General features: G+C 49.6%; 7 protein-coding genes. 3 read left to right on the top strand and 4 right to left on the bottom strand.

Going from position 1 to position 10,477, the window contains the following annotated elements; all coding sequences use genetic code 11:
• Positions 1-57: 57 nt before the first annotated feature.
• Positions 58-1,161 (bottom strand): DUF2207 domain-containing protein, encoded by a 1,104-nt coding sequence (locus AS151_RS00265; RefSeq protein WP_071515073.1) that lies wholly within the window; start codon positions 1,159-1,161, stop codon positions 58-60.
• Positions 1,162-1,827: 666 nt separating this feature from the next.
• Here AS151_RS00265 and AS151_RS00260 point away from each other — a divergent pair.
• Both AS151_RS00260 and cysE read left to right on the top strand, forming a co-directional pair.
• Entirely contained in the window at positions 1,828-3,357 is a 1,530-nt protein-coding gene (locus tag AS151_RS00260) for a GTP-binding protein (protein WP_071515072.1), read from the top strand.
• A 94-nt stretch (positions 3,358-3,451) separates the two neighbouring features.
• A complete protein-coding gene (cysE, locus tag AS151_RS00255; RefSeq protein WP_071515071.1) occupies positions 3,452-4,204 on the top strand; it encodes a serine O-acetyltransferase in 753 nt (250 codons plus the stop codon).
• Between the two features lie 354 nt (positions 4,205-4,558).
• Here cysE and AS151_RS00250 read toward each other — a convergent pair whose 3' ends face one another.
• The 3 genes from AS151_RS00250 to AS151_RS00240 form a co-directional block, all read right to left on the bottom strand.
• Positions 4,559-5,272, bottom strand: a complete 714-nt coding sequence (locus AS151_RS00250) for a polysaccharide deacetylase family protein (RefSeq protein WP_071515070.1) — start codon at positions 5,270-5,272, stop codon at positions 4,559-4,561.
• Positions 5,273-5,299: 27 nt separating this feature from the next.
• Entirely contained in the window at positions 5,300-7,435 is a 2,136-nt protein-coding gene (locus tag AS151_RS00245) for a PAS domain S-box protein (RefSeq protein ID WP_071515069.1), read from the bottom strand.
• 228 nt (positions 7,436-7,663) lie between these two features.
• On the bottom strand, positions 7,664-8,230 hold the full coding sequence (locus AS151_RS00240; protein WP_071515068.1) for a PAS domain-containing protein: 567 nt from the start codon (positions 8,228-8,230) through the stop codon (positions 7,664-7,666).
• Positions 8,231-8,750: 520 nt separating this feature from the next.
• On the opposite strand from AS151_RS00240, the gene AS151_RS00235 reads away from it, so the two are divergent.
• Positions 8,751-10,307 (top strand): FAD-dependent oxidoreductase, encoded by a 1,557-nt coding sequence (locus AS151_RS00235; RefSeq protein ID WP_071515067.1) that lies wholly within the window; start codon positions 8,751-8,753, stop codon positions 10,305-10,307.
• Positions 10,308-10,477: the final 170 nt, after the last annotated feature.

Genomic DNA, 10,477 nt, shown 5'->3' with positions numbered 1-10,477 from the left:
ACGGCGGCTAAAGCCGCACGGGTCGCTTTTCATCCCTGCTTTAAAAGGTCAGGGCTTTCAAGCTCCCGATTCACGCCGTAAAAATGCCAGTAAAAATCCAAAAACACCTCCAACAACAATTGAAACCAAAAATGCTGTTTCAAAATCATTAGCGAACCATACTGAAACAAAAAAGACAATTGCTAATATAGCTGCTGAAGAACCTAGAGAAACCCAAGGAAAAATTTGTTGGTTGGAGTTTGGCGAACCTCCAAATCCAGATTGAACGCGCGATTGCTCTCCAAGAGTCAGATAAAGCGGACAATTGTACGCCACTTGTCTGGCTTTGTGATAACCAAAAGAGGATAATCCTACCGAACCAACCGATAATACTAACAATAAAATAGCTTTGTAGTTAGAAGAAAGTTGAAAAGTTAACCGTTCTAGCAAATTCGGTTGGCTAATATACCCCGTGGGAAACTCGACAATCGTGCTTATCCCTTCTCCCTTGCGGAGAGTACGTGTCGTGGAAAATATAGCATATACGGTTTCTCCTTCTTGTTCAAAAGATATTTCGTAACTTTTTCCTTTTTCTCCCCTTTCACCCACAAACGCTTTCAAATTAACTTCATCAGCAGAAATGCCAGCAGGAAGCCGAATTTGAGCTCTCACTTGTTGGATGGGAAATTCCCAATCCTGTCCCGTGACGTTCCAATACAGCCGATTTCGATTGCCTTTTTCTTGAATTTGTCGGTCGGTTCGATATTGAATTTGGTACGTATAAGTTCCTACATCCAGATCCACATCTGGCTTCCAAATTTCAATGCGCTTGCGATCGCTTTTGACTTCCGTACGATAAGTTGTTGGTTCTCCATTCCGCCTGACAGAGATTACTTGAAAGTCGGGATTGGGAAAATAACGATAAATGCCGTGTTCGATGGGACCACCCGGTCTATTTTGAACGGTGATGTTTTCGGTTACTTGCAACCGTCCACCATCTTGAATGGCAATGTTACTATTGTAGTTTTTGATGATTTCTGGAGACGTTGTTGCTTGAGAAATTATCGTTTCGTTTGTCTGTGCGTTGGCAACTCCGAAAAAGAAAGCACAGAACAATCCCAAGGTTAGGTAGGTCAGCCAACGAAACGGATAGCGATGGTTTGGCAAGAATTTTGAGAACATGGTAGCCGAGAACTGAATTTTTGCATGTTGAACCAAGCAAAGCCAGGTGGCACTAGCATATGCTAGGCTTTTGATTTCATGTTAAAATGTTAGCGTAGCGATCGCTTTACAATTTGTCATATTTATATTTCTTTAGAAATTAAGGGCGTATTCGATTGAGTAGGAGCGATTCGCAACTTGCTTTTACTTTTTCAAAATCGCCCATATTGTTGGTGCCTTGGTTGAGCGATCGCACCGATGGCAGCAAAAGCAGTTTCTAGGGAAAAAGGCGATCGCTGCTTGTGCTAGCAGACATGGCAGAAGAAAAGTGCAGCGACGAAGACCAATAAATGCTTTTTATAACTTTTGCTCTTCTAACGATTACCCAAAAAAAGGAACCTCTCCCAAGATTTTTTTGTTCGCTACGATTGCCATGGAATTGGCAATCGTTTCCAGGGCAATTTTGCTGTCAGTGCGCGAAAATAGAAGTAGGTATATGGTATGTGTGCTGGTGGCGTTAGAATGGGTGTTTCTTCGGCTAAATTGGGGCATCCCCTTCCACAAGGTATCGACAGTCAGGTCAGCCGCCTTGTTTAGGAACCGGCAGTTTTGGTTCCCACTGTTTGACAGTATCCTGGTCATCGTACGGAATTTTTACAAAAAAAATTAGGAAATGTTTATTGGTTTATGAGCGATCGCAATTGGCAAGAAAACCAGCAAGAACTCGATAGCGTTCTGGCGAATTTAACCGAGATTCAGGAAGAGTTAAATTACAAACAAGCCAAGGTGGCGTTGCAAGATTTGGTGGCGAAACTTGATTTAACGCCCAAGGAATTGGGTGGTTTGCAATCCTACGTGCGATCGCTGACCAACATGCTCGACAAATTGGAGCATTCCATCGTCCAAATCGCCGCCTTTGGTATGGTGGGGAAAGGCAAATCTTCTCTATTAAATGCCCTGTTGGGGCAGAAAAAATTCGACACCGGTCCTTTACATGGAGTAACCCAAACCACACAAACCGCCAGCTGGAGTGTGGAAGTTGCCAGCGAAGAAACGGGGCATTCCCAGCAGGTGTTGCAGGTGTCGATTCCCGGTTTGGATAACTCCCAAATTCAATTGGTAGATACCCCCGGTTTGGATGAAGTGGATGGGGAAACCAGGGAAAAACTGGCGCGGGAAGTGGCAACCCAGGTGGATTTGATTTTGTTTGTCATTTCCGGCGACATGACCAAAATTGAATATCAAGCCCTTTCCCAGCTACGGGAAGCCGCCAAACCGATTTTGTTGGTGTTCAATCAAATCGACCGCTACCCCGAAACTGACCGGGAGGCGATTTATCAGAAGCTACGCGATGACCGCCTCAAGCAGTTGATTCATCCCGACGAAATTGTTATGGCAGCAGCTGACCCGTTGGTTCCCTATCCAGTGCAGCATAAAGACGGCAGCTTGGGGGTGAAACTCCAACGCGGCGAACCCCAAGTGGAGGCATTGAAGCTAAAAATTTTAGAGGTATTGAACCGGGAAGGGAAATCCCTGGTGGCGTTGAATACCACCATCTACGCTCAAAACATCAACGAAAAGCTGGTACAGCGGAAAATGGAAATCCGCGATCGCGCCGCTGATGGAATCGTTTGGAACGCCGTGATGGTAAAATCAGCTGCCGTAGCCTTTAACCCAGTCACTGTGGTGGATGTCATCGGTGCCGGTATTGTCGATGTCAGTACAATTCTAGCCCTGTCCAAACTGTACGGCATTCCCATGACCCAAATGGGCGCTTTGAATCTTTTGAAAAATATTGTGTGGAGTATGGGTGGCGTTGGTGCCAGCGAACTGTTTGCCCACCTGGGGTTGAGCGGTTTAAAAGGCTTGTTGGGTATCGCGGCTGGTCCTACGGGGGGCGTCTCTTTGCTTCCCTACGTATCGGTGGCTGTGACCCAGGCAAGCGTGGCGGGGGTGGCTACCTATGCCATTGGTCAAATTGCCAAAAATTATCTAGCGGCGGGGGCTTCCTGGGGCGACAGTGGACCCAAAGCCGTAGTGCTGCAAATTTTGGATTCCCTCGACGAAACCAGCATTCTCCACCGGGTGAAAGATGAACTGCGATCGCAAATTTTAAAAACCCCTCGCGATCGCCATTCCCAGCACCAGCAAGACTTCCAGGATGAAGAAGATTGGGAAGATGACCTCGACGATGAGTGGGATATCGAACATTTATAGCCGCAATTTGCCTGCAAAATATCCCACGATACTGTTAACTTCTTCGTAAGAACGATACCATAGGAAGCGATTGGTTTCGCCACGAGTAAGACTGGTGTTTGAAACGTTTGCTACTGACTTCCGTATAATTTTCGAGCGCGACCCGGCAGCCCGGAACTGGTTAGAAGTGGTAACTTGCTATCCAGGGTTGCAAGCGCTTCTGTTTCACCGCTTTGCCCACTGGCTCTATCGCCTCGGCATTCCCTTTTTGCCCCGTTTTATCTCCCACTTTGCCCGGTTCTTAACCGGCATCGAAATTCACCCCGGCGCGCAAATCGGCAAAGGGGTTTTCATCGACCACGGTATGGGCGTGGTTATCGGCGAAACGGCCATTGTGGGCGATTACAGCCTGATTTACCAAGGCGTTACTCTTGGGGGAACCGGTAAAGAAAGCGGCAAGCGCCATCCCACCCTAGGAGAATGCGTTGTTGTTGGAGCTGGTGCCAAAGTTCTGGGCAATATCCAAATCGGCAACGACGTTCGCATTGGTGCCGGTTCGGTGGTTTTGCGGGATGTTCCCTCTGATTGCACGGTGGTGGGCGTTCCCGGTCGGATTGTTTACCGTTCTGGCGTGCGGGTGAGCCCCCTAGAGCACGGACAACTGCCGGATTCCGAAGCCAATGTGATTCGCGCTTTGTTAAACCGCATTGAAGCTTTGGAAGAAAATGTGCAGCAACTGCAACAGCAACGCTGTCCGCAAGAAAGCGAATCCGCCGATAACGCCGCCCATACCGACTGGCAAAAAGCCCCTTCCTGCCAGCTGCAAGATAAGGAAATCCAGCAGTTCTTCAACGGTGCTGGGATTTAGGGGGAATTTTCGATACGTTTGCAAGCCCTGTCGTTTTAGCGCCGGGAGGAAAAACGAACGGCGACTTGAGTTGCCTTCCCCACGCCCACCGAGAGCGAAAAGAGGTGCAGTTTCCGCTCTTTCGGTGTTCTAGCCGAAATCGCCTCCCCGGCACCGGGTCATGTTTTCCTCGCCCATGTTTTTTGGGCTGGTCGAGCGAACGGCACGGCCTGATCCCTGGTAGGGCGGTTTAACCGTTAACGGCAGGACGACCAACAACGAAAACATTTGTAGGTGCCATGACTCTAAAAACGTAGCCCCCAAGGGCGCAGGGCTGGTCAGCTACCTAAAGCTGGAGGCATGAAGCCCCTGTGTTCAGCCGGGGGGGCTGACATCCTGCTGCGATGGTGCTTTTGGCACCGCTCCGAAGGACCATCGCCAAAGTCGATCCACTGTAACCAGCTCGTATCCCCTTTGTAGCAAAGCTCCCACGAGTCGATCTGTAATTTCTGCTACGTCTGTCCCCCCAAAAGTACCATCGTGCAAAACAATGACAGCACCATCTTTGACTTGTTGGAGGACCCGCTGTACCACTACCGCAACGCCAGGCTGCGTCCAATCCATGGGAACGACGCTCCACATTACTGGTCGGTAGTGCCACTGCTGCAGCCAATCCAAGGTATGGGGGGCGAACAAACCGTTGGGCGGGCGCACATCTATTACTTGGTGGGGGTTGATGGCGCAGGCAGCCGCGATCGCGTCTTGGGTTTTTTGTAAACTTTCGTATAGTTCTAGCTTGCTAAGCTTGACAAAATTTATGTGTTGGTATCCATGCAGCCCCAGCCAATGTCCCTGTTGGGAAACCGCGCGGGCAACTGCGGGATACCGCTGCACCTGTATTCCCAACCAAAAGAAACTCGCCACCACGCCATGCCGCCGCAGAACTTCCAGCAATGCCTTTGTATGGCGAGGGTGGGGACCATCATCAAACGTCAAAGCTACCTGCTGCCGACCCGGCTTCCCCGACCACAAACACTGGGGAAATGTTGGTTTCAGAATTCGATACACCCAAGGCAACACCTGGTACATCTTCTTTCCTCCCCTTTTCCCCTACCTTCACGTTGCCTGCTTCTGATGCAAAGGGATCTCAATAATAAACGCCGTTCCTTCACCTGGATGGGAACAACACTGCAGCCTGCCCCGATGTTTTTCCGTGATAATTTGATAGCTGATGGCCAGTCCCATGCCCGTGCCTTTGCCCACGGGTTTGGTGGTGAAAAATGGGTCGAAAATACGTTGTTGAACCTCTTCGGGAATTCCCGGTCCGTTGTCGCGAATGCGAATCCTGACGCGATCGCCCTCTAATAGTTGCGTGGTAATATAAATTTCACCGCGACTTTCCTCACAGGCTTGGGGATTTTCCTGGGAGTATTCATCCAAAGCATCGATGGCATTGCCAAACAGGTTCATAAACACCTGATTCAACTGCCCCGGATAACATTCTACTGGCGGAATTTCCCCGTACTCGCGTACCACGTGAATGCCTGGACGGTCGGATTTGAACTTCAAGCGGTTGTGTAAAATGGTTAAGGTGCTATCGATGCCTTCGTGCAAATCTACTGCCTTGACTTCCGCTTCATCCATCCGGGAAAAAGTACGCAAGGATTTGACAATCTCCCGGATGCGTTTGGCCCCCATTTGCATGGAATCCAGCATTTTGGGCAGGTCTTCCGCCAGAAATTCCACGTCTTTTTCTTCAATGAGTTCTTCCAAATCTTCGGAAGGATCGGTATGCTCTTGTTGGTATTGCTGTACCAACTCCAGCAGGTCAGTGGCGTATTCCGTTAGATGCTCTAGATTCCCGTAAATAAAGTTCACCGGGTTGTTGATTTCGTGGGCAACCCCGGCTACCAACTGACCCAACCCTGACATTTTTTCGCTTTGTACCAGTTGGGTTTGGGTGCGCTGCAACTCTTCCAACGTGGCTTGCAACTCTTCTGCTTTCTGGCGCAGTTGGGCTTCCGACTCTTGCAAAGCCAGCTCTGCTTGCTTGCGATCGCTAATATCCTGTACGATGGCAATAAAATATTTGGGCTCTCCCGATACCTCCCTAACCAACGAAACCGTAGCATTCACCCAAACAGCAAACCCATCTTTGTGCAGGTGCCGTTTTTCCAAAGAAAACGTATCGATTTGCCCGGCAAGCAGCTGCTGCATGTACTCGGTATTGGCAGGTAAATCCTCCGGATGGGTCAAATCCTGGAACCGCATGGAAAGCATATCCGCTTGGGTGTAGCCCACAATATCGCAAAACTTCTGATTCAGGCGCAGGAAATTCCCCGCAACCCCCACATGGGCAATCCCCACCGGTGCTTGCTCGAAGGTGGCGCGAAAACGCTCTTGTTCTTCTTGGAGAGCTTCTTCTGCTTCTTTCACCGCCGTAATATCCCGGGCAACGCCATAAACCATGCCTTCGGTGGTGGCTGGGGTGGCGTTCCAAGCCAACCAACGATATTTGCCATCTTTGCCAATTAGGCGATTGACAAAATCGAAGGTGGGTTCTTGGGTTTCCATCAACCGATAGAACTCTTGAGTGGCCGCTTCCCGGTCGTCGGGATGCAGCAATTCTACAAAGGGCATCTCCAGAAATTCTTCCGGCGTATATCCCAAAATCTTGGTAACGGCGGGGCTGATTTTTTCAAAATATCCATTTTGGTTGACCACTGCCAGAATATCCAAGGAGAAATTAAAAATGCGTTCCAGTTCCCCTTGGGTGCGTTTGAGTTCCTCGTTGGCAGCTTTGAGGGCGGCAGTGCGCTGCTCTACCAAATCCTCCAAATGTTCTTTATATTGCCCCAGTTCTTCTTCGGCTTGCTTGCGGTCGGTGATATCGGTAGAAATGCCCCCCACGGCATAAGGGCTGCCATCTTCAGTGCATAAAGGAAATTTGATAGATAAATAAGTACGCACTTGGTTTTCTTGGGGAATTTTTTCCTCCATTTCCAGAGAAGCCCCAGCGTTGAGCACCTTTTCGTCGTTTTTGCGCACTTCATCAGCAATTGCTTTGGGCAGCAGTTCGTAGTCGGTTTTGCCCAAAATCTCCCACTGGGAGGCGTTTAAAGTTTGTTGATGCGTGAGGTTGCTGAGAATTAATCGCCCTTCTAGGTCTTTGAGATAGATGGGAACGGGGGTGTTGTCGAGGATGGCTCTGAGAATGCGTTCGCTGTCTTGTAAAGCGCGGCGGGTTTCCACTATCGGTAATATCCCGTGCCTCTGGAATCAATTTGATCGTTTCTCCCGCTTCGTTGAGAACTGGTTTAATGGATAGGTCAACCGTAATTTTGCGATCGCTAGCGCCGAGAATTTCCTGTTCGTAGCGGATAAAATTTCCCTGACAGGCTTGCGCGATCGCATTTTTTACCCGCTGGCGGGCGGCTTCAGAAATCTGAAACCAAGGGGTTTCCCACAAAAACGCTCCAATCACGTCTTCTCGCTGGCGGTTAATAAAGCCAAGGCACTATCGTTGGCTTCGAGAACCCTTCCTTGCGCATCCAATAACCCCATTAACTGGAAGGTTTGATTGAACATGGTGCGCAAGTTTTCTTCGCCTCCCTGTGAAATGTCATTAGTGGTATCTCCCCCCAGAGACTCCGAGGCGCGATCGCTTTTTAGCAATATGCCATCCCACCAAATTTCCCCGGCAGTCGTTGCTTCTGGGGTCGCATAAGCTTCCACCCAAATAGAGCTGCCACCAGCACCCACAAAACGACCTTGCCAAGACCATGGTTGTAGGTTCTCAGCCGAAACATCGAGGGTTTGCCAAAAAGTTTCCTGGTCTTCCGGATGCACAAACTGCCAGAGACGTTCTGGGTGGGTTGCTACTTCGGTTGCCGCTTCCCCAAACAACATTTCGCACTTACCTTCTAGCTGGGAAACTTTGGTGTTGCCACCGCTACTGCGGCAAAATTGTACGATCGCGCCGGGAAAACAGGCCGCTAATTTTTGAAGTCGGGAAGAACTTGCTTGAGATTTTCGTTTTTCGGACATCGCAGACGTTGGTAAAAAACGATAAGGGAACTGCTAGATTTGCCAGCCGCCATCCAGTCTTTTTTGTCAATCGAATAAAGCTGCTAACCTCAAAATTTATAATTTGGAAATATTTTTAATCGAACTTATAAATGCTTTCGATGGGCTGGCGGGTCAATCGCACTGTCGAGGTCGCCTTGGTAGACTGGCACCCCACCTCCTATGGATAAGCACATTTCCAGAGCGAACGGTAGGTTGCCCCTTAAGAGGTCGCTTCTCTATGGTGTTAGCGTGTATAAAAACCCTTGTTTACTTTAGCTTAAACTGGCTGTGGGTGTCATGCTAGGTTTTCAGAATCTTAATTCTTTTCGTCATGGCACCCACCCGATCGGGCTAGGGTACCCATCTTTACGGGCAGCTTCCACAAACAACATGCTTCTACAATGTGAACAGGGCAACGGTGGTCTGTTAGTAACTCCTCCTTTGACTGCTGCTTCGTCCAAAACCAAATCCGGAAGCTATCCACGGTGCCAGCAAACCCATGAGCGAACAACCTTCTGTCTTTGAGAAATTTCCCTCCGGGACCCTAGCCAGACTGCAGCGAGCCGACCAAATGTGGCAAGCTCTCAAGGAAAATACCCGTCCTCTGGTAGAATCTGTACAAGAGTCAGCCGCGCCCCTGGGGACCACCGACTGGGATGTGGTGGTTAGTGGGGGAACTTTGGGCGTACCGATAGCCGCTATTTTAGCGCAAAAGCAATGGCGGGTTGCAGTCCTCGAACGGGGCACGGTGCGGGGGCGCGAACAGGAATGGAATATTTCTCGTTCGGAATTGCAAGTTCTCTGCGAGTTGGAACTGCTCTCACCTGAAGAACTCGAAGAAGCGATCGCCACTGAATTTAATCCAGTACGCATCTCCATCCGCGGCGGTGAGGATATTTGGGTGCGCGATATTCTCAATGTTGGCGTGTATCCCGTTACCTTGATCGAAACTTGCAAGCAAAAATTTCTACAAGCAGGCGGGAAACTATTGGAGGAAGAACCATTTGCCGGGGTCACTGTTCATCCCGATGGTGTAGAAGTCAAAACCAAAACCGGAACCACCCTAAAATCGAGGCTTCTGTTGGATAGTATGGGGCATTTTTCGCCCATCGCTTCCCAAGCCCGTCAGGGGAAAAAACCAGATGGCGTTTGTATGGTGGTAGGTGGTTGCGCCCAAGGATTTGAAAAGAATGAATCCGGCGATTTGTTCGCTTCTTTTACTCCGATTCTCAACCAATGCCAGTATTTTTGGGAAGCTTTTCCCGCCAGAGATGGGCGCACTACTTACTTATTTACCTACATGGATGCCGACCCCCGGCGCTTTAGCTTATCTTTCTTTTTAGACGAATACCTGCGCCTGCTGCCGGAATATCAAAATGTGGATTTAGAACAACTGCAATGGCAGCGGTTGCTGTTTGGCTTTTTCCCATCCTACCGCCAAAGTCCCATTCGCTATCCATGGCATCGGATTGCCCCCATCGGCGATAGCAGCAGCACTCAATCTCCCTTAAGTTTTGGTGGGTTTGGTGCTATGGTACGCCATCTGAAACGCCTCAGCGAAGGACTTGACGAAGCGCTACGCTGCGATGCCCTGCGTCACGGGGATTTGGCAGAGTTGCATCCCTACCAACCTAGTCTGTCGGTAACTTGGCTGTTCCAGCAAGCCATGAGCGTGGATCTCGATGGCACCGATATGGACCCCGATGCTATCAATCGCCTGCTACGCTGCGTTTTTGCGGAAATGGACCGGTTGGGCGAAAAGGTGCTCAATCCCTTTTTGCAGGATGTGGTGCAGTTTCAACCCCTTTCGGTGGCTTTGTTACAAACTACCCTCCGCCATCCTCAGGTGGTACGAGAGGTAATTCCCCAACTGGGTATAGAGACTTTGCTCGATTGGAGCCGTCATTATGTGGGATTGGGGGCATACAGCGGCCTGTATTTCCTATTCAAGCAATTTCAAGGCGCGATCGCGGAGCTACCTCCCCAGCAAAAATATTACTTCCACCGTTTGTTGGATGCCTACTGCTATGGCAGCGGGCAGGATTATTATTGTTGACACTCGGAAGTTGGAGCATCGGACTAACCCAATCACTGGACAAAAATTGACATTCGTGTCGATTGCGTTCGGTTCGTCCAGCCTTAGTCTCGTAGCAGACTCCGTTATTTCGGTCATGACACCTTTCGCGGGTGCTTTCCAGCCTGAAGCTCTGTCGTTCGTCGTTAAAC

Source organism: Geitlerinema sp. PCC 9228 (assembly GCF_001870905.1).
GTDB lineage: Bacteria > Cyanobacteriota > Cyanobacteriia > Cyanobacteriales > PCC-9228 > PCC-9228.
The sequence above is the reverse complement of the archived record's forward strand: the minus strand, read 5'-3'. Positions and strand labels throughout refer to the sequence as shown.

Excerpts from the sequence above, each read along its gene's own strand:
- AS151_RS00260 (WP_071515072.1), top strand. The coding sequence starts at position 1,828 with ATGAGCGATCGCAATTGGCAAGAAAACCAGCAAGAACTCGATAGCGTT.
- AS151_RS00240 (WP_071515068.1), bottom strand. The coding sequence starts at position 8,230 with ATGTCCGAAAAACGAAAATCTCAAGCAAGTTCTTCCCGACTTCAAAAA.
- AS151_RS00265 (WP_071515073.1), bottom strand. The coding sequence starts at position 1,161 with ATGTTCTCAAAATTCTTGCCAAACCATCGCTATCCGTTTCGTTGGCTG.
- AS151_RS00235 (WP_071515067.1), top strand. The coding sequence starts at position 8,751 with ATGAGCGAACAACCTTCTGTCTTTGAGAAATTTCCCTCCGGGACCCTA.
- AS151_RS00250 (WP_071515070.1), bottom strand. The coding sequence starts at position 5,272 with ATGTACCAGGTGTTGCCTTGGGTGTATCGAATTCTGAAACCAACATTT.